This is a genomic window from Verruconatronum alginivorum (assembly GCF_056590205.1).
In genome coordinates, this window is record NZ_JBWPVQ010000001.1 from 591,441 (window position 1) to 611,513 (window position 20,073).

A 20,073-nucleotide genomic window follows, 5' to 3' on the forward strand; every position below is an offset into this window, starting at 1 on the left:
ATGGGATCACGTCCGGGCCACGGCGGCGTGCAACTCCCGCAAGGCTATGGCGGCGACAGCGGCTTCGTCGGCGGGCCCGGCGGCGCGTTCGACCAGGCGGGCCGCGACCCGGGCGATCAGCGGATCGCTTTGGCGCCGGGTCAACGCGTCGATCTCCTCCGCCGTCGGAGCGATGGTGGTTTCGTCGGTCAACTTGACCCGCAACAATCGCGCCCGAAGGGATTCGACCAACCGCTCCAACCGGGCGGAGTCGGTGATGCCGACCGCTCCCGACAAATGAAGTTGCACCAGATCTTCGTTGGCCCGCTGACCGAGAAGTTCCGTCAATTGCTCTTCCAGAGAGACGATGCCGGAGTCCCCGGCGAAATCGAACGCCAGCGCGTTCCAGCGAAATCGGGCGGTTTTCACCGGGAGGACCTGCGGCGGTTGTCCGCGTTCGACCTCCACCACGAGCACTTTACCGGGGTCGTTTTCCTCCCCTTTCGGAAAGCGATCGAGTTCGGGGGTGCCGGAATACCAGGCCTTCGGACCAACCCGCTTGGCCCCGTGCCAATCCCCGAGGGCGAGGTAATCGTATTCCGCCTCCGGCAAGCGCCCGAGGTCGAGCTGATTGGCGGCATGGCCGTCGAAATCCTCCTCATCGCCCGAGCGGGCGCCAAAAGCCTGAACGCTGCCATGGGCGAGAATGATCCGAGGTTTCCCTCCTTCGATCCGACGCCACCGATCCGCCGAACGAAGCCAGGTGGTGGTGTCGACGCTCTCCGCCCTCCGGGTCAACGGACAAGGAAAAAGGATCGCCTGGTCGGTCTCAAACGGTTCGGGCGTGAGGAGAATGGTGAGGTTCGGAGCGAGCGCTGCCCGCTCCCGTTGGAAGAACTCCTGCTCCCACAAACTCCCCGGGCCTCCGTGGTCGTGGTTGCCCGGGATAACGATGACCGGGATCGCCAATTGCCCAATCGCACTGCACGCCGCCGAAACCGTCGATTTCCCGGCGCTGGAGGAATCGAATAAATCGCCCGCCACCAGGATGAAAGCGGCCCCATGCTCGCGCGCCGTCACCCCGATCCGTTTGATGACTTCGATCCGTTCCTGCTGAAGCAGCACCCGTTTGTCGACGTCGTCCACCCGAGCGAACGGTTTGCCAAGTTGCCAATCTGCCGTGTGTAAAAATTTCATCCCAAAATCCTCGCCGACGCTCGCGAGCAAAACCACTCACCGGGGAGCCCAACGGATAGCGGACCAAAACGCAAGCACGGGGAAAACGCCCGCGAAGCCGAGCCATTAACCCGGGATCCAGACGGCAAAGAAAGGTCTCGAAATCTCCCCTCCCAGGTTGCAGTCTCGCCCGGTGAACACGACCTTCGCACCACGTTTTTGAATAAGATATGGCCTCCCCGATCATTGTTTGGTTTCGCCGGGATCTCCGGTTGCAGGATAACACGGCTTGGACCGAAGCGGTCCAGAGCCGTCGACCGGTCCTGCCCGTCTACATCCACGCGCCCGAGGAGGAAGGCGAGTCCGCTCCGGGAGGCGCCTCAAAGTGGTGGCTTCACTTCGCCTTGGAAGACCTCGCCGCCCAACTCGACCGGATCGGAACCCCTTTGACGATCCGAACCGGGCGGGCGACCACCGCCCTCGACGAACTCGTCCGCTCTAGCGGGGCAGGCGCGGTGTATTGGAATCATTGCTACACCCCATCCCTGGACCGACGGGATGTGCGGGTGGCGCGCGACCTCCGGAAATCCGGCGTGGAAACGAAAGGATTCAACAGCTCGTTGTTGTTCGATCCCGGCGAGATCCGCACCGCCTCCGGGGATGCCTATCGGGTATTCGGACCGTTCGCCCGGGCGGTCGCGGGACGCGGCCAAACCAAACCGGTTGCCGAACCTCCGATCCGGGAGATCGCGGGAGTCGTAGCAATCCCCTCCGCAACCTTGGCCGATCTCGCCTTGCTTTCCGGCGACGGCGACAAACCCTCGCTCGCGGAGCATTGGCACCCGACCCGGCGAGCGGGCCTTCAGCGATTGGATGATTTCCTCGAAAAGGGGTTGTCCGACTACCATCGCTCGCGGGATTTCCCCGCCCGACCGGGAACCTCCCGGCTTTCTCCCTACCTTCACTTCGGCCAAATCGGCGTCCGCGAATTGATCCATCGAGTCCTGCAGGAAAGAGCGGGAGGCGGCTCGGAGGTTTTCAAAAAAGAGGTCCTCTGGCGCGAGTTCGCCTACCATGTCCTCCACCATTTCCCGCACACCTGCAACGAGCCGTTCAAACCGGCGTTCGCGGAATTTCCGTGGCGGAAATCATTCGCCCTCCAGGCTTGGCGAGAAGGACGAACCGGTTATCCGATGGTCGACGCCGGCATGCGCGAAATTTTGCAGACGGGCTGGATCCATAACCGAAGCCGGATGATGGTCGCCTCGTTCCTGACGAAACATCTTCTCGTTCCCTGGCAGGAGGGCGCCCGCTGGTTCCGCGATCAATTGGTCGACGCCGACGTGGCGAACAACACGATGGGGTGGCAATGGGTCGCCGGTTGCGGAGTCGACGCGGCTCCCTTTTTCCGAATCTTCAACCCGGTGACCCAAGGAGAAAAGTTCGATCCGGACGGTGCCTACGTCCGGCGCTTCGTCCCTGAACTAAGCCGTCTACCCGCCCGCTTCATCCACCGCCCCTGGACGGCCTCCCCGGCAACGCTCCAGGCGGCCGACGTCGAATTGGGCAAGAACTATCCCCATCCGATCGTCGACCACCGGGTCGCCCGCGACCAGGCGTTGCACGCCTTCGAGTCCATTTCCCGCCGCCGTTAAGGCAACGGCCCGAATTCCATCTCGTCGACCCAAAGGAGTTGGTCAGGCTCTCCTCCGGCTGACATTTGAATCCAGATTTCGGTGTATCCGGGAGACATTTCGATTTCGAGACGATATTCCCGCCATTCTTCGGACGGATGGATCCGGATGCTTCCGCCCGTTCCACGTTGGCCGCTCACCCGCACCCGCGCATGCGTCGCGTCCCCTTTCGCATAAAATCGAAGGAGATAGCGCCCTTCGGTGCCCAAGCGCATCGGTTGACTGCGGAGGGCGATCAGATTGCGGGGACGGAAGAACTTGAGCGCCGATTCCCCGGCGACCGACTCCTCCTGGCTCCATTCCGGCCAACCGGGTTCCGCCGGATCCGGGTCATTCGCCACCGGCCGGGTCGGGGCGACCGTCCACCCGCGCGGCGGATAATCCGGGATCCCTTCCTCGAAGTTTCCGTTGCGCAACAGATTCGCGAACCCGCCGTCAAAGCCGTCGGCCAAGACCGCCTCGAAACGGGGCGTTTCGTCCCCCGGCGCGAATCGGAAGAAGAGCTCCGACTTTTCCCGCCAAACTCCTTCAACCTTCTCTCCGCCGTGGGCGCTTTGCACCGGATCCCACCTGTCCTGGATCAACAGTTCGGCGGCCGCGCCCGTCGCCGTCAGGCGATACCGGCCCGGCTCCCGCGGAGCGCCTTCCGCATACGCCACCCAATCGCCGGTTTCCGCGACCGCGACCCGCATCGGCAAAATGTAACTCCCGGATGCGTCCGTCACGTGCAACTCGACATCGGCGGGAGTGGCCAACAATGCCGGTTCGGGGTCGATCCAGAACACCCCTTCCCCTCCCGGCCATGGCAACGACAACTCGCCGTCGGCCCAGTCGAACGGCACCGACTTCCCGTTCGCCACGGCGTTCGGCTCCGCCAGCCAAACCATCTCCGGCCGGTCGCCGACATACAACCGGATCTGTTGCAAATCCTTGCCGATGATCGAAAATCGACCGCGCGCCGCCGCGATCCCGAGGGCGGCCGCCACATCCGCGTCTTGTTCCAATTGCACCAACCTCCGACCGTCGGCGGTCAAAGCGGAGCCCGCCGCGATCATCCACCGGCGGACGTCGCCGGCCTCGTCACGGGCCACCGCCGTCGCCATCGCGTCGCTCCGGATCCGTTCCCCGGCGATCTCCGTGGGTTGGCGGAGATGCCGGCGGAACAACACCGTTTCCTCCATTCCTTCGGTGGCATAGACGAGGCCCACCGTCGTCTCGTTTTCCACGAGGCGCTGTTCCCGGATGGTGTCACCATCGGTCGCCGAATAGGTATTCATCAGCGCGAGGAAACGCGGCTCCGTTTCCTTTTCGGTCGTCGTCACCCGAATGTTCCACGCTTCCGGAAACACTTTGGTGTAGCGGGACCACGCCCGCGTCAAAAAGGGGATTTTCCGCTCGTTCGATTGTTCATAGGAAAGTCCTTCCGGCAACAGGTGCCGCACCCGGAGGCGGCGGTCCTGTTGGGCGACGGTCATGGTCCGGTTCCTTTCCTCCAGCTCCGCTTCCTGGAATGTATTCAACAACCAAGTGAACTCGCTCGGTTCGTCCGCCAGCAATTCGTCGTAAACCACGTAGAATCCGGGACGGACAAACAGCACCGCCCGCTCGAACCGGTCCAACGGTTCTTCGTAAGCCCGGGAAGCGTCGCCGAGGAAGAGGGTGTAGTCCGGCGAGTGAAAGAAGCCGGAGATTTCACCTTTCGCGTCGATGCTGCGGGTCGGTTGCCCTCGGCCGTTCACCAGAATCGTATTGTGGGTATGGGTCGATTGACTCCACCGAACGTGGTAGTCGTCGCCGGAGAACGTGTAATAGCTCGGATCGGCGGCGAGGATCTCCCCGCGGGAATGAATCACGAAGTTGTTTTGATCCGCATGGGCATGGCTGTGTCCGCCCCATTGGCTGCTCCGGAAGAAGATCCGGTCGCTGGAATGATCGTAGAAACGGTCGAACGCCGTCAGTTGGCCCGTCTCCGGAAACTGGGCCGCCTGCGGAATGTCGATCGGCGGTTTCGCTTCCAGATCGGTCTGCGAGAGATACTGGAACGGGATGTGATGCGGATCGGCGAACACGGTATCCGACCACCACTGGAGATACGGATCGGTGTTCATCGAGGCCATCAGGTTGGTGATGTAGGCGTCGGCCGAGTTTCCCCATGGCCAGATCAGACTGTAAACGTCGCCGCCATGGTGGAACCAGTAATTGAGCGACTGACAATACAGCCAAAACTGCCCGGAATTCCGAATATGAGGCTGCTGGAAAAGATCGAGCCCTGCCGCCGTCCGCATCGCGACCAATCCTTCCAGAATCCAGCGGAACTTATGCGCGTAAGTCTGCCCTTCGAAATACCCCCCGTCCTCGCTGGTCCAGGCAATCCGGTTGACATACTGCCGAACCAGATAATCGGTCCATTCGTCGAAACTGTCCCGATGGGTCGCCACCGCCAGCGTCGTCGTCAGCAAGGCATGCATGCACTGCTGGGGATGGGAGCTCTGATACGTAAGGTGAATTCCAATACGGTCCCGCAGCCATTGATAGGCCGCCTCGCCGTGATACTCGATGAAATCAAGCACCTGCTCCCTCTCCGCTTCATCCAGATGCCCGTGGATGCGATCAAAGGTCAACGCCATCGCCTTCAAGGCGACTTCGACTCCGCCGTAGACCACCGTGTCGTGTTGGGCGCGGTCCTCCAAATGGTAATCGATCCGGGCGTCCGACAGAAACAAGAGCCACTCCCGGGCGGATTCGGCATACCGGCCGTCACCGGAAATCAAATACGCAAACGAAAGCGTGTCGGCCCGGCCGGCGTCTGAGGCTAGGTCGGTAGTGACGTAGTCGGGCGACCATTTCCAGAGCGGACCTTCGGGCCAGAAGACCTGACGGCGGACATCCTCCCCTTCCCGCCAGCGTCCTTCCATCCCAGGCGTCGGGCCTTCCGGCAGCCGCACCCGCATATCCGTCAGATTTCCCGGACGCTCCGGCGTGCGTCCGAGCGCTTGGTCGGCCCGCCATTCGACTTCCCCCCAAGCTTCGGCGGCGGGACCATGCCTGCGCTCCCGGAAGGCGTTCAATTCACTTGGGTTGGTGAAGATCCGGGGATGCCCGGGCATCGACTCTAAAATCTCGCGCGTCGGCGGCACGGGAAACTCCAGCGCGCCCGACTCCACCCGAAAGCTTCGCGCGGGAGACGGTTTGGAAACTTCCCCGTCGGCGGACACCACGAAATACCGCCAATGCCATTCCCCTTCATCCAAAACCTTCGAATGATTGTAAAACGGCAGGTCGATCCCTTCCACCCGTACCCCGACTTCTCCGAACTCCGGATCGGATGACATTTCCAGAATATATTCCGCCGCCCGAGCGTCGACCCGCCAGATCATTGGCGGGGGATTCATCGACACCGCCTCGCCATCGAGCGGAGTGAGCGGAGGATGGGTCGCCGGCTGCGGACGAGTGTCAACGTCGAACGCCCATCCGGCGAGAGGAAGAAGGAGGAGGAAAGTCAGGGAGATTTTTTTCATCATATAAAAGGATTGTCGATAGGTTCAGGGCCAGGGAACAAAATGGAATGAAACTCCGCTCCCCCCCCAACTCGTATCGAGTAGTGGGGTTGGCTTTGCCGCCCCACCGTTGGGTGTCCGAAACGAGGAAGCCATTCGATCCCCACGGCGACGCGCGGAATCGAACATTCGCCTAACCGTCGCCAGCCGCCGCTGTCGGGCGCCGGAGCCAACCCGACTACGGAATGAAACCTCCCCGCCACTGGGAGGGATGGCATCCTGCCGTCCCCCGTCGGCGTGCAACCCGCAGGACAACAAAAATCTGAAATCGCGTAGTGGGGTTGGCTTTGCCGCCCCACCGTTGGGTGTCCGAAACGCGGCAGCCATTCGATCCCCTCGGCGACGCGCGGAATCGAACATTCGCCCAACCGTCTCCAGCCGCCGCTGTCGGGCGGCGGAGCCAACCCGACTACAGAAGGAAATCTTTCCGCCACTGGGAGGGATGGCATCCTGCCGTCCCCCGCCGGCGTGCAACCCACAGGAAACCAGAAGTTCTCTATCGCGTAGTGGGGTTGGCTTTGCCGCCCCATCGTTGGGTGTCCGAAATGCGGCAGCCATTCGATCCCCTCGGCGACGCGCGCAATCGAACGTTCGCCCAACCGTCTCCAGCCGCCGCTGTCGGGCGGCGGAGCCAACCCGACTACAGAAGGAAATCTTTCCGCCACTGGGAGGGATGGCATCCTGCCGTCCCCCGCCGGCGTGCAACCCACAGGAAACCAGAAGTTCTCTATCGCGTAGTGGGGTTGGCTTTGCCGCCCCATCGTTGGGTGTCCGAAATGCGGCAGCCATTCGATCCCCTCGGCGACGCGCGTAATCGAACATTCGCCCAACCGTCTCCAGCCGCCGCTGTCGGGCGGCGGAGCCAACCCGACTACAGAAGAATACCTCCCCGCTACTGGGAGGGATGGCATCCTGCCGTCCCCCGTCGGCGTGCGACCCGCAGGACAACAGAAATCCGAAATCGCGTAGTGGGGTTAGCTTTGCCGCCCCACCGTTGGGTGTCCCAAACGCGGAAGCCATTCGATCCCCTCGGCGAAGCGCGGAATCGAACATTCGCCCAACCGTCGCCAGCCGCCGCTGTCGGGCGGCGGAGCCAACCCGACTACGGAAGAATACCTCCCCGCTACTGGGAGGGATGGCATCCTGCCGTCCCCCGTCGGCGTGCAACCCGCAGGACAACAAAAATCCGAAATCGCGTAGTGGGGTTGGCTTTGCCGCCCCACCGTTGGGTGTCCGAAACGCGGCAGCCATTCGATCCCCTCGGGGACGCGCGCAATCGAACGTTCGCCCAACCGTCTCCAGCCGCCGCTGTCGGGCGGCGGAGCCAACCCGACTACAGAAGGAAATCTTTCTGCCACTGGGAGGGATGGCATCCTGCCGTCCCCCGTCGGCGTGCAACCCGCAGGACAACAAAAATCCGAAATCGCGTAGTGGGGTTGGCTTTGCCGCCCCACCGTTGGGTGTCCAAAACGCGGCAGCCATTCGATCCCCTCGGAAACGCGCGGAATCGAACATTCGCCCAACCGTCTCCAGCCGCCGCTGTCGGGAGGCGGAGCCACCCCGACTACAGAAGAATACCTCCCCGCTACTGGGAGGGATGGCATCCTGCCGTCCCCCGTCGGCGTCAGGCTCAGAAGAAGATCGGCGAAAAGCCAGCCCTCCGATTTGGCCCTGCAACCCGCATAAACAATGAAGTTTCATCGAATGGATCGTCAACAGATTCACGGCTGGGATACGATTTCCCCGATTTCAATGTCGTCCCACCAGATGTCGGTGCTGAAGGTGCGGAGCCCGAACTTCCCCGGAGGATGCGGATGGTCGTCCCGGACATCGTGGATCAGCTCGCCATCGAGATAATACCGGAGGCGTCCGTCGACATAAGTCAGGGTGACTTCATACTCCTCGCCGACCTCCGAGCGTCGGGGGGATTCGCTCACCATCTCAAATCCGGGGTTGCGCCGCACCCGGCTGTGCCCGGGTCGGCTTCCACCGGTGAGAGTAACGATGTAGTTGGGAATTTCATGATACTCCGAATATGCTCCGCTCCGACCGAATCGCAGCGGCGACCCATCCAACTCGCGCGCGTGCAAAATGAGGTTCACATTCGCGGCATTCTCTTCCTGGGGACCGACCACGCCCGCCCGCAGGCGAATGAACACATTCCGAGGCAACTCCTCCCGTATCCAAACGGTTGCCACACTTGCCTCCGGACCATCCTGGCGGCGGATCCACAACCGTCCATCGGAGACTTCGACTTGGCTGTTTCCTTCGACCGCCCAACGCGTCGTCCACGTTTCGTCGTCGAAGCTTTCGCGAAAAATCGGTCGCACGTCATACCGGTCTTCCACGTCGGCGAAGACCGCGACCGACAGAAGGGTCGCGGAGAAGGTCAGTGCGACCCAAACCGAAGCCCCGAATGTATCCAAAATCCTCACGTTCGAATCCTGTTACGTTCCGATCCGCAAGACCCGGTTTCCTTCTTCCATCAGACGCACCACCGCCAAGGCTTCTTCTCCGGGCGCGGCGTTCCGTTCTCCTTTTAGAAACGGAATGATATGCTCCAACAACGATGCGTAATAGGGGCGGTCCCGCTCCCGATCGACTTGGAACGGGACGCTCCGTCCCGCAAAGTGAACCGTGCCGCCGAACTGGTTGTTGCCGCTGCGATTCCCCCGGAACGTCCCGAGACGCCCGTCTTTCCAGCGCACCGCCATCACATCATGGGTTTCGGTGTGCAATCCCGTGACCTCTGCGAAATCGGGTCCCAGGGCGGCGATCAGCATTTCGGCGCAATGCACCCCATACCAGAAAAGTCCCGGCATCTCCGGCACCAGAGCCATCGGTCCATACACGTCGATCCCGGTCATTTCCCCGGCGCCTTCCGTTTCCAACGCCCGGCGAAACGCCACCGCGAAGCGGAGACTGGAGCAACTCATCAACGGCACCTCCGACGCGCGGGCCAAAGCGACGATTTCCTCCGCCTCTTTGACCGACACCGCCAATGGCTTGTCGATGAAGACCGGCTTCTTCCACGAGACGATTTTGCGGAACTGCTCCAGATGAAGCCGCCCGTCGACCGATTCCAACAGGATCCCGTCGCAACCTTCGCCGACTTCTTCGATCGCATCGACGATCCGCACCCCATAGGTCCCTCGCATCTCCCGGGTGAAGCCGTCGACGCGGTCCATGCTCATGGGAAACCCGGGCGTGCCTCCCGGAAACGCGGTCACCACCCGCGCTCCCGGAACGTGATGCTCCGCCGACTCGTCGTGGAGCAGGCGGGTGAACGCCGTCGCATGGGATGTATCAAGTCCGATAATACCGATTTTTATCATAAGATCAGATTTTGTCTGGCCCCAACACCGCCCCGCCGAGTCCGACATGTTTGCCGACTTCAAAACGATGCTTCCCGTCCTGCGGTTCGAACAAGTCCCGGAATTCCGGCAACCATGGTTCGTTGGCCGCCGGGGTGTATTGCGGGGAGTTGATCTCGACTCCGTTGATCATCGGCAGATGCGCCCCGAAGAGGAAGGCGTGGATCGCCGAATAGCCGGGATTGGTCAAGTCCTGCAACGCGAGCGACATCCGGTTCTCCACCGCCCACGCCGCGGAGGTCAGGGCGAAACTGTGCCCTTTGCAGGTCTTCAACGCGAGACCACCCCACCGTTGTTCCAAGGCCAACGGCAGAAGCTCGATCGAGGTCAGCCCTTCATCGAGCAAGACCGGCCTGGAAACGCCGCTCCAGTTTTGCGGGTCTCCTTCGATGTCGCGCGAGGTCGGTTGTTCCAGATAGGCGAGCGCTTCGAACGCCGCCGGATTGATCCTTTCCAATCGCTCCAAATAATCGTTCACTGCCCCGGCATCCGGATTCCCTTCGTTGCTGTCGATGGAGAGAACCGGCTTTTCCACCCCGGCCTGACGGAGAAATTCATAAATCTCGGAGGTTCGCCGGGCGTCTTCCTGATTGTCGGCCCCGAGGGTCTTGATCTTGATGCAACGAAACCCGCTCCGCCGCACCGCGGGCAATAGCGTCGTTTCCAAGTCATCCCTCGCCCCGACGATCCACCAGGCATCCAATTCGTCCACCGGTTCCCGCAGGGCCGACCGAATCGCCGCCGCCGCGCTTTCCCCTTTGAAATACCGGTCCGCGCTCGGCAGCGCGACCGGTTCGTCGTAAAACGCAAAGGCACTCTTGTTCAGCGCGTTCCCGGCCGCGTCATGGATTGCGGCATCGAAGATACTGGCGCAGACACATTGGGCCAACAGCGGCATCCCGGCCTCGCCGGACATTTCCCCCAAGGCATGATGCAACCGCAGGCCAAGTTCCAACGGATGGGCGGACTCGCCCCCGCAGTGCTTCCCCAAATCTTCCGCCAGACGGACGCAAAGGCTCCGCATCGCAACATCCTTGGCGCTTCGGTCGGGACGGGCTCCCGGCCAGGCCCAGAGGTCGCTCAGGTAAATCGAACCATGACCGATCCCGTCGCGCCCCCCGACCTCGACGCGGACGGTCGCCCGGGCTTCGGTCGCTTTCGTGATCAAGCCGGAGCTCAATTGCAGCGGCTTCAAAAATGGTTGTTCGATGAACTCCACCGAGGCTTCCCGAATCCTCACTTTGGACAAAACGGCGGCGGTGGCGGGACTCATGATCGATCCCTCCCGGTTTGCCTGGGTTGCCCGCGTGAGATAAAATGGAGTTCGGTGGCTGACACAGTTGTATTCAAAAGCATAAGACGTTCAAGCAAGAGGGTATCGGAGACCGATCCTCTCCCAACCCTCTCTCCGGGACAAACCGAAAATTGATACGTGAAAGGAAAACTGTGTATCTTTTCCACTCTTCGCGATTTCAATGGATCGGCTGATTGGGTTTTATTGCTCAGTTGATAAAACAAAGAAACTGGTCTGTTTTTTGACCCACCGGCAAATCCACGCTTTTCACCGCGCGAAAAATATCCGCATACTCTTCTTCGACTGGAAAAGACCACCTTCGATTTTCACCTTTTTCTATGAAACCGCCGCTTCCCGAACGCCTCGCCACCGCCTTGTTGATCGAGTTGGCGACCGGCAATTACCGGGAGCGGGGGCGGTTTCTTTCCCGCCGGGATATCATCCACCAATGGAAGGTTTCCTCCCTGACCGCCTCCCGCAGCTTGGAGACTCTTCACGACTGGGGACTCCTCCGTCCGGCCCAGAGGAGCGGCCATTACCTTCGGGAAGGATTCCGCCAACGGGCGATGGTCCGCTTGCGGTCCGCCCCCGCCTCTCCGTTGCGGGCTTCCCGCGATTGGGGACACAAAGCCCGCCATATCCTTCACGAATCGGTCCCTTTAAAACGGATCGCCGTGATTATCCTCTCGAACGACGTCAATCCCGACCAGGCCCGGCGGTCCGTCGAATTGCTCGACCACATCGCCGCCCTCACTTTCAGTCAATCCGCCAAAGCGATTTTCACCGCCGCGACCGACAAGAAGGTCGCCGTCGACTTTCATCTCGACGACGGCCGGGAGCAAACCCGTCGCCATCTCATGACGGAGATCCGGGAATCTTCCGTCCAAGGGGTAATCATTCTCAAGCGAATCCTCACCGCCAGTGCCACTCCCCTCGCCCGTGACTTGATCAAACTGGGACTGCCGGTCGTCACCGCTTTCGACGATTGCGAAGGGATCCGGATGTGGTCGGTCAACTTCAACAACGTCGCCATCGGCCACACCGCCGCCAAGGCTTTGATCGACGCCGGACACACCCGCATCGGAGTCGCGTTGCCCGCCCGGACCGAAAACCCGTTTTACTTCCAAGACCGCCTCCTTGGTTGCGAGCTCGCGGCAAGGGAAAACCTTTCCGAAAAGATCGAGATCGTCCCGATCACCGTGCGGGACCATCCGGACGGCGTCGACAAACAGGCCAGAAATCACTTCTCGCCGACGAACCCCGAGCGGATCACCGGTCTCTTCTCAACGTCAGTGCCTCTGCTCCCGGTTTTGTATCCGATTCTTCAACACTTTCGCCTGGTCATTCCGCGCGACCTGTCGGCGATCGTTTGTTCAACCACTCCTGACATCCCACCTTTCTCTCTGCCGTTTGACACGATCAGGCTTGATTTCGAACGGATCGGAGAAGAAGCCTTCCGAATTTTGGAAGCGGTCTACGAAGGAGATCCGCACGAGAAAACCCATTTGATCGATTCTTCACTCGAAACCCGCGGCAGCGTCGCCCAACCTTTTCACATCTCATCCCGCTTATGGTCGAAACCAATCGTCTGATCGAATTCATCGTCATCGCCCTCTATCTCTGTTTCCTCCTGGGAATCGGAGTCGCGTTCAAAAACTTCAATTCGAACATCAGCGATTATTTTCGCAGCGGTGCCCGTGGGACGTGGTGGCTGGTCGGTTCCAGCGCTTTCATGGCGGGTATCAGCGCCTACACTTTCACCGGGGCCTCCGGGGTCGCGTTCACCGCCGGCTGGAGCGTGGCGATCATTTACATCGGCAACACCCTCGGCTTTATCCTCGCGTTTCTTTTCTTCGCTCCATGGTTCCGGCAGCTCCGCGCCATCACCGCCCCCGAGGTCATTCGCATGCGCTATGGCCCTTTTACCCAGCAATTTTACGCTGCCTTCGGCGTGATGACTTCGCTGCTGGGAGGAGGACTCCAACTCTGGGCGATGGCGATTTTCACCTCGGCCGTGTTCGGCTTCGAGATTTGGATGGTGATCGTGGTCGTCGGAAGCGTGGTGATCTTCTACTCGACCACCGGAGGGAGTTGGGCGGTCATGGCGACCGACTTCGTCCAAAGCTTGATCATGATTCCTCTGACCGTGCTGATCGCCATCCTCTGCCTGATCGAGGTCGGCTGGTTCTCCGGTTTTTCCGCCTTGATCACGGAAAAGGGGCTCTCCCAAGAGTTCAAATTGATCAACGCCCCGGGAGACTTTTCGGTCGGGCAATTCACCATGATCTGGGCGGCCGCGATGATTTTCAATCAAGCCATTCTGAGCAACACTTTGATTTCCGCCCAACGTTACTTCTCCGTCAAAGACGGCCGCGACGCCCGCAAAGCCGCCCTGCTCGGCGGCACCATGATGGGACTCGGGTCGATCTTCTGGTTCATCCCCCCGATGGTCGCCCGGTTGCTCTACGAACCGGAGGTGATGGCGATGGGGGCCGGTCTCAACAACCCTTCGGAAGCCGCCTTCGCCGCCGCCAGCATCATGGTCCTTCCCCTCGGCATGACCGGCCTCATCGTGGTTGCCATGTTCTCGGCCACCATGAGTTCGATTGACAGCGGCTTGAATCGCAACGCCGCGATCTTCGTCCGCGACATCTATCCGGCCCTCTGTCGACTGTTCGGTCTCCGACTCTTGAGCGAATACGGCCAATTGATCCTCGGGCGGATCTTCTCCCTATTCTTCGGAGGTTTGATCATCAGCATCGCCCTCTATTTCGCCCAATTAGGCGGACGCGGAATGTTCGACGTCATGCTGAACATCGGCGCCATGCTCGGAGTGCCTCTCTCCATTCCGATGGTCCTCGGCATATTCATCAAACGGGTGCCCGGTTGGTCGGCGATCGTTTCCGTGATCTGCGGGCTCCTCCCGGCCTTGGTTGCCTCCATCGTCGGTGCCGAATGGAATTTCCAAACCAAAGTGATCGCCAACCTGTCCGGCGGCGCGACCGCCTACCTTCTGACCATCCCGTTCTGGCGGGGTGCCTCCGCTGACTACCGGCAACAGGTGCGGGACTTCTTCGAGCGGATGTATCGGCCGGTCGATTTCGAAAAGGAGATCGGTCAAGCAAGCGATTTGCGCCAATTGACTCTCATCGGAACCTTCACCGCCGCGGTGGGAGCTTTCATTCTCCTGTTGCTCTTACTGCCGAACCCATGGCAAGGCCGCCTCTCGATCGTCCTCGTCGCCACCACCGTTATCGCCATCGGCGGACTGATGTTCGTCGTCGGCCGACGCGGCACCCGGAATTCGAAGGATCCCGCCGCCGCTCCGCAAAGCAGCGACGAGCCAACGATCAAAAGGTGATCTCCCAGATCTCTCCGTTTTCCAGGACCGCCCGAATTTGATCCGACCGACCGCCCGGCAAAAGCCCCCCAAAGGGACCGTCGCCCACGGGCGCGCGGCCGACGATTTCGCCTCCGTCGACCAACCAAAGTTTGCCATCCGACGTCGCCGCCACGAGCCGCTCCGAGTCGATAGGAAAAATGTGGTCAACCCGTTCGCTCAAACGAATCCGCCAGAGTTCGTCACCGGATATCGAATACGCGTATAGCGAAAAACTGCCGGTCCCGGCATAAAGCACGCTTTCGTCTCCGGCTTCAACCAACTCCAACGCCCGGATAGCCCCGGGAAGGCGGGTATGCCAGGAATCCCGCCGCTCGTCCGAAATGATTTCCAGCCAACCGTCGGCGGCTCCGGCGACGACAAGGGCCGGACGGTCCGGTCCGACGACCAGACTCCTCACTCGAACCCAGTTCCAGCCGACCGATCGTGAGTTGAATTCAAGGCGTCCGTTCCGCTCCACCTGGACTTCCCGCCACTCCATGCCGACAACCGCTTCGTCCCGTCCGTCGCCGGTCAGGTCGGCCGCCGTCACGTGGTTCACCCCGCGATGATAGCCGGGCATTTGTTGAACGATTTCTCCGGATTGATCCAACCGATACAATTCCAGATAGGCGCTGCCGGCCAGGAGCTCGATGTCGCCGGTTCCGGACCGGGCCGGAGCCATGGAGGTGACTCCCACCCAACTTTCCGGGCTCCGGGTCGGGGGCGGGAGCTGACGAACCCAGACTTCGTCACCATCCAGCGAATACGCCCGGACGGCGTAATCGGTTCCCCCCACGACCAGGCGATCCTCCCATTGCGGCAAAAAGACCAGATCATTGATCGTGGATTCCGTCGCGGAATCCCACTGGAGTTCTCCGGCATCATCGAAAACTTGCACTTTCCCGCTTTCCCCGCCGACAGCGATGATCCCATCGACCAACTCCCGGACCACTCGAACTCCCGGGTCGGCCTCCCCAATCTTCGTCGCCTGGAGTTCACGAACTTCGTCATGGACCGGTTCAACGGAGAAATCGCCCGAAACCGTCGGACTCCCCCGGAGCGCGTCGAATGAGCGGACCCACCGTTCGGCGAAATCCGTCTTCAGGTCTCCGTCGTTCGAATCGGCCTCTCCATCGATCCATCGGACTTCTCCGGAGGCTACGTCGATTTCCACGGAGAGGTTCCCTTCTCCACGCAACTCAGAATCACCAACGCGAAGGTGTCGCAATCCCGCTAACTGAATCGTCTCCTCATGGAGAATGAACGCCCCGGCATCGATGATTATTCCTTCCGATTCGATCCCATCGGTTCCCGCCAATTCCACCGCTCCATCTTCCCAATCGATCCGGACGAGACCGTTTTCAAGGAGGCCGACTCTCGCCTCCGGCACTCGTTCGTCCGGACTCGCCACCATCAAATTGACGAACCGATCCCGGTCGCCGCTGCTCCTGGGACCGCTCCGGATCTGACGAAGTTTAACCACATTCGGTTCGGCATCGTCCTGAAAGAACGGGTAACTCCCCCACATGTTGGCCGCATGCTGTCGACGGTTTTCCGCCCGCATGGTCGTTCCTTCGCCATTGAGGAGGGCGAATGCTCTTTCCTTTTGCCTGACAATGATTCCGTCCTCCCGAAGTTCGCCTTCCCCCAGCAGATGCCAATAGTTTTGCGTCACGTAGTCGCCGGATTCCTGATACAAAACGTCATCAACGACGAGAAAGTAGCGTCCCTTCCCCCAGAAAATCGTCCGGTCCCAGTCCGCCCCGGCATAACCGTGATTGCTGGTCCGGGTCATTGCCGCGGCGGGAAGATCCGCCAGCAACTCCAACCCGGCCAAATACGGCTTCTTCGCCGCTTCCCCGTCTCGGGCGATCACCAGTCCGTTTTGAAAATTCTCGGATTTCTCTATATAGCTCCGGTCGGCCACCCAGATTCGTCCGCGGTCGACCAGCGAATTGATGGTGTTCCCATCGGAGTGCTCGTGGATCGCGCCGTTGACGCCATTGAGCATCATGTATTGGTCTTCTTCGTCCCATCCTTCCCGCCAAACCAACTTGAAGAAGCTTTTGTCGAATTCCACGTTGAGATCCCCCGCCCGGGGGTGATTACGATAATACATCCGGGAGTGCGGATTGAGGATGTCGTCATAGTAGGCTTCGTCCAATGGAAAGGCCTCGACCGTGGCGGGTCCGTCGGGAAGCTCCCCCTCCATCGCGGTGGTGAACATGAACCGCGGACTCAACAGATCGCGGGTGCTGAGACCGACCCGATTGTCCTTCACCTTCTCCAGAACTCCGATGAAAAAGGGATCGCCGCTGAAATGCGCGGCCGCCCGAAGCAGGGCCGAATGCCCCCAGTACAACGCGCTGGCGTGACCGAAGGGGAAGTTGTCCCCGACCGACGTGTTGTTTCCCAAACTGTCCACGAACATCGTTTGCAACCGCGCCATTCGCACTGCCTCCTCTTTCAGCCGCTCATCTCCGGAGGCGACACCGTAGCGGAAAAAGATCAGGGGAACGTGCAGGAAATAATCGATGGCGTCGTCTTTCCCCATCAGCGACCCCGCCCGCTCGAACATGGTCTCGACCAGTTCCTCCCACCGCGCTTGCTCCGGCAATTCCTCGTAATGGGTCGAGAAATAATCCAGTCCTTGATAAATCCCGAAAGCGGAAAACATATACTTGTTGCGCCGGAGATTGGCCAACACCCCCCGCTCGTAATTCTGGGCGAACGCGGCGACATAGGTCTCGTTCATGTCCCACTCGATCAGCGTCCGGTAGCAATCCGCGATCGCCGCCCGTTGCGATTCATCAAACAACGGCGACGGCTCCAACAATCGCCACAAGGGATGCAGATACGGACTCCATCCGTGGAGCCTTCCGGGTGGCATCTCTCCCAACCCGTTCACCACCTCCGCAAAAGCGGGCAACAGCCGGGCAAGTCCTTCGCCCAGCGCTTCACTCCCGGAAAAAGCATACGATTCCCCGATTTCCTGGATGTCGCGGATCGCCGTCAACAACGCCCCTTCCGCGACATTGCTGCGCCGAAGCGCCTCAAGGTGATCCTCCACCCGGCCGAGAGCCCGTTCCGCCACTCTCCCGGGATTCTCTTTCCGGTCGGAGTCGATGAAATACGGCAACCGCTCGCTCCCCGGCTCGAGCCGGGCCAGGATCGCTTCGACCGCCTCTTCCGCCCCGGACCGGTCGACGCATCCGGCGACCACCACGTTTCGTCCAAGCCCGAACGGGTCGGCCACAACATGGACCAGATAGGAACCTGGACCGAAGTGACCGTCGACCGCCGTCAGTTGTTTCCCATACAAAACATCGATCCACGGATTCGTTCCAAGGCTTCCGAACAGGATCAGGTTGAGCTCCCAAATCCTATCACCCTTTTCCCTCGCCTCGTCCGGATCGACCACCCGGATTTCGATGCCGATCCGCTCCCGAATCGCATCGGCTAACTGGTTCGCCTGGGCCCGGAATTCCTCAGGTGCGACCATCACCGCGCCGTCCAACCGGGTCTCCGGAAAGAGAGTCCGTTCGCCCAATCGCGCGTAGTTCTGTCTAAGTCCTTCCTCCGGGATACCAGCGGCGTTCCCCCCGGTGCAGGCACCCAATCCAAAGATGAGCGCGGCGAGAGCGATCCTCGTTATTCCTTTGCCAAATCCTTTCTCCATAGTCGTCGCATCTGTATTCAATTAACGGATTCAATCCAGCGGGTCCATTCGGCACCGAAGTTCTCGGCCCATTCGAAGGGCCGGAAAAAGTCCTGCAGAAAGAATTCGGCACCTCGTTCTTCCGGCACTTTCATGATTCCTTCGGTGCGAAACGCCACCCAACAGCCGAGTAATGCCGGGACCAGCGCGCGCCGTTCGCTTGAGTCCAATGGATTGACCGCATGGTAAGCCTGCACGAATTCCGCCATCGCCCGACCGTCAAATTCCGGGCAAGCGGTCAATTCCCAAATGCTGCCGCTATCGATCCGACGGGTGCGACGGGCTCCGAAAAAGATGATTCCTTCCGCGATGTCACGAACCCGGGTATCCCTCCACGCCCAGTCGAAGTCGAAGACCCCGGCCACTTCCCCATCCGGACGATACAGGAGATTGCAGGCGTTGTAATCACCGTGAATCACCGTCACCGGCAACTTCCGGTAAAGGTCGGCATAACTTTCTCTCCACCGGCGTACCCGTTCCACTGCCAAGGCGAGATCTTTCCGCCGTTCCGAGACACCGTATTGATCGGACAAATACTCCACCACTTTGACCAGAACGTCCGGATCGTCGAAGCGTCCTCCGACTGGCATCGCCACCGGATAATGCCCGAATTGAGGCAGCGTCGGCTCGCAAGGGGCCTCATAATCCGCCGCCAAGGCGTGCAACTTCGCCAACGCCGCGGCGGCCCGGGGACGCACCCGGTCTTGGATCTCCGGTTCCAGCGGACCGCCTTCCACCCAGGGATAAAGCTCGTAGGCCGATCCTTCAATTCCCACAAACGACTCCCCCTCCGCGGTCTCCACCGGGGGAAACGCGCAAAAGCCTCGCTCCGCCAGATGCCGTCGCAACCCATGGTCATAACGAATCCGCTGCGGCGTCGCCGTCCGCCCCCCGCGTTTGCGCATGAAAAACGTTCCCTCCGCCGCGGTCACCCGCCAGGCTTTCCCGGCTGTGCCACCGGCTGAATCCAAACGCGCGTCCTGTAAACAAAAGGCCTCGAGAGCGCGCTCAACTTCACCCACGTCCCGCGACGCCGGGGAAATGCCACCACTCGATCGCTTCATTTTCAGGACCGTCTCCGGCGAAGCATGACCAGCAACAAAGCCCCTGTAGCCGCAAGGAAGCCGGTCGTAGACGGTTCGGGAATTACAAAAGCACCTTCTCGAACGACAAAGTCATCAATATAGGCAAGCTGACGCCCACTACCGACCGTGTTAAACTGAAAGCCTGTAATTAACCCCGACTGGTTGTTGCTCACTTGCCATGCGGCCCTCGCAAGTACACCATTTATCCAGACGTCAGCATGATTGGTCTCCAGTGATATATTGTCACCGTAAACCAATGTCTCTCCGCTGTTGTTAACCACAAAATCAAAACGCACCAATGTGTCTTGGCCAAAATCGGTTCGATAGGCCGGTTCGGAAACGCCTAATGCACCCCGGCCCATTTGAAAACGCTGCACAGAATTCGCTCCCAAAATGCTTCCGGAATAGACCCATAAATCGACCCAATCGTTGTAGACACTTGCAGGTTCGTAAAAATTGAAACTGAAGGTGGCCACTCCCACGTTCATTACGTTGTTGGCCTGCAAGGACAGCGGTGGGGTCCCGGTGGTATCCTTGTGCCATCGCAAAACGTTATGAGATGTCCCATTCTGAAAATAATCGCCGGCATCAGCGACGATATCAAGTGCCCCCAAACCACCATTCTGCGAGTCGCGCACCCATGTCCATGGGGGATTCTCGGGACGCGGAGCCATATTAAATTGATCCTGAAACAGGATGTTAGAGGCAAATAATTCCGTCGGAAGGATCGAGAATCCGAGAAGGAGGCCGCTAATCTGAATGGTGAGTTTTGTTTTCATATGTTATTTGAGTAGAAATCCCTAAAAGGCCCGCC

11 protein-coding genes are annotated in these 20,073 nt (G+C 60.3%); 3 read left to right on the forward strand and 8 right to left on the reverse strand.

The genetic code is table 11. The features are described from left to right. Nucleotides 1-6: 6 nt before the first annotated feature. A complete protein-coding gene (locus tag ACWUI2_RS01965) occupies nucleotides 7-1,176 on the reverse strand; it encodes a metallophosphoesterase family protein (RefSeq protein WP_486981181.1) in 1,170 nt (389 codons plus the stop codon). A 209-nt stretch (nucleotides 1,177-1,385) separates the two neighbouring features. Here ACWUI2_RS01965 and ACWUI2_RS01970 point away from each other — a divergent pair, with 209 nt between their 5' ends. Then, entirely contained in the window at nucleotides 1,386-2,810 is a 1,425-nt protein-coding gene (locus ACWUI2_RS01970) for a cryptochrome/photolyase family protein (protein ID WP_486981182.1), read from the forward strand. Here ACWUI2_RS01970 and ACWUI2_RS01975 read toward each other — a convergent pair. The 4 genes from ACWUI2_RS01975 to ACWUI2_RS01990 all read right to left on the reverse strand — a co-directional run bounded on the left by ACWUI2_RS01975 (nucleotide 2,807) and on the right by ACWUI2_RS01990 (nucleotide 11,053). After that, nucleotides 2,807-6,370: a DUF4962 domain-containing protein gene (locus ACWUI2_RS01975; protein ID WP_486981183.1), complete on the reverse strand. Its 3,564-nt coding sequence runs from the start codon at nucleotides 6,368-6,370 to the stop codon at nucleotides 2,807-2,809. The two genes, ACWUI2_RS01970 and ACWUI2_RS01975, sit on opposite strands and share 4 nt — an antisense overlap. A 1,757-nt stretch (nucleotides 6,371-8,127) precedes the next feature. Beyond that, nucleotides 8,128-8,841, reverse strand: a complete 714-nt coding sequence (locus ACWUI2_RS01980; protein ID WP_486981184.1) for a DUF6250 domain-containing protein — start codon at nucleotides 8,839-8,841, stop codon at nucleotides 8,128-8,130. A 12-nt stretch (nucleotides 8,842-8,853) separates the two neighbouring features. Continuing rightward, entirely contained in the window at nucleotides 8,854-9,741 is an 888-nt protein-coding gene (locus ACWUI2_RS01985) for a Gfo/Idh/MocA family protein (RefSeq protein ID WP_486981185.1), read from the reverse strand. Between the two features lie 4 nt (nucleotides 9,742-9,745). Further along, entirely contained in the window at nucleotides 9,746-11,053 is a 1,308-nt protein-coding gene (locus ACWUI2_RS01990) for a hypothetical protein (protein WP_486981186.1), read from the reverse strand. Nucleotides 11,054-11,412: 359 nt separating this feature from the next. Here ACWUI2_RS01990 and ACWUI2_RS01995 point away from each other — a divergent pair, with 359 nt between their 5' ends. Beyond that, on the forward strand, nucleotides 11,413-12,666 hold the full coding sequence (locus ACWUI2_RS01995; RefSeq protein ID WP_486981187.1) for a substrate-binding domain-containing protein: 1,254 nt from the start codon (nucleotides 11,413-11,415) through the stop codon (nucleotides 12,664-12,666). Further along, on the forward strand, nucleotides 12,645-14,435 hold the full coding sequence (locus ACWUI2_RS02000) for a sodium:solute symporter family transporter (protein ID WP_486981188.1): 1,791 nt from the start codon (nucleotides 12,645-12,647) through the stop codon (nucleotides 14,433-14,435). Before ACWUI2_RS01995 ends, ACWUI2_RS02000 begins: the two co-directional genes overlap by 22 nt. Here ACWUI2_RS02000 and ACWUI2_RS02005 read toward each other — a convergent pair. From ACWUI2_RS02005 to ACWUI2_RS02015, 3 genes are all read right to left on the reverse strand, one after another. After that, on the reverse strand, nucleotides 14,425-18,135 hold the full coding sequence (locus tag ACWUI2_RS02005) for an outer membrane protein assembly factor BamB family protein (protein ID WP_486981189.1): 3,711 nt from the start codon (nucleotides 18,133-18,135) through the stop codon (nucleotides 14,425-14,427). The genes ACWUI2_RS02000 and ACWUI2_RS02005 overlap by 11 nt on opposite strands. 17 nt (nucleotides 18,136-18,152) lie before the next feature. Further along, nucleotides 18,153-19,145, reverse strand: a complete 993-nt coding sequence (locus ACWUI2_RS02010) for a phosphotransferase enzyme family protein (protein WP_486981190.1) — start codon at nucleotides 19,143-19,145, stop codon at nucleotides 18,153-18,155. A gap of 95 nt (nucleotides 19,146-19,240) precedes the next feature. Next, a complete protein-coding gene (locus ACWUI2_RS02015) occupies nucleotides 19,241-20,038 on the reverse strand; it encodes a PEP-CTERM sorting domain-containing protein (protein ID WP_486981191.1) in 798 nt (265 codons plus the stop codon). Nucleotides 20,039-20,073: the final 35 nt, after the last annotated feature.

Bases quoted from the DNA above. Each gene is read 5' to 3' on its own strand.
- ACWUI2_RS01965 (WP_486981181.1), bottom strand. From the start codon at position 1,176: ATGAAATTTTTACACACGGCAGATTGGCAACTTGGCAAACCGTTCGCT.
- ACWUI2_RS01970 (WP_486981182.1), top strand. From the start codon at position 1,386: ATGGCCTCCCCGATCATTGTTTGGTTTCGCCGGGATCTCCGGTTGCAG.
- ACWUI2_RS01975 (WP_486981183.1), bottom strand. From the start codon at position 6,370: ATGATGAAAAAAATCTCCCTGACTTTCCTCCTCCTTCTTCCTCTCGCC.
- ACWUI2_RS01985 (WP_486981185.1), bottom strand. From the start codon at position 9,741: ATGATAAAAATCGGTATTATCGGACTTGATACATCCCATGCGACGGCG.
- ACWUI2_RS01990 (WP_486981186.1), bottom strand. From the start codon at position 11,053: ATGAGTCCCGCCACCGCCGCCGTTTTGTCCAAAGTGAGGATTCGGGAA.
- ACWUI2_RS01995 (WP_486981187.1), top strand. From the start codon at position 11,413: ATGAAACCGCCGCTTCCCGAACGCCTCGCCACCGCCTTGTTGATCGAG.
- ACWUI2_RS02000 (WP_486981188.1), top strand. From the start codon at position 12,645: ATGGTCGAAACCAATCGTCTGATCGAATTCATCGTCATCGCCCTCTAT.
- ACWUI2_RS02005 (WP_486981189.1), bottom strand. From the start codon at position 18,135: ATGGAGAAAGGATTTGGCAAAGGAATAACGAGGATCGCTCTCGCCGCG.
- ACWUI2_RS02015 (WP_486981191.1), bottom strand. From the start codon at position 20,038: ATGAAAACAAAACTCACCATTCAGATTAGCGGCCTCCTTCTCGGATTC.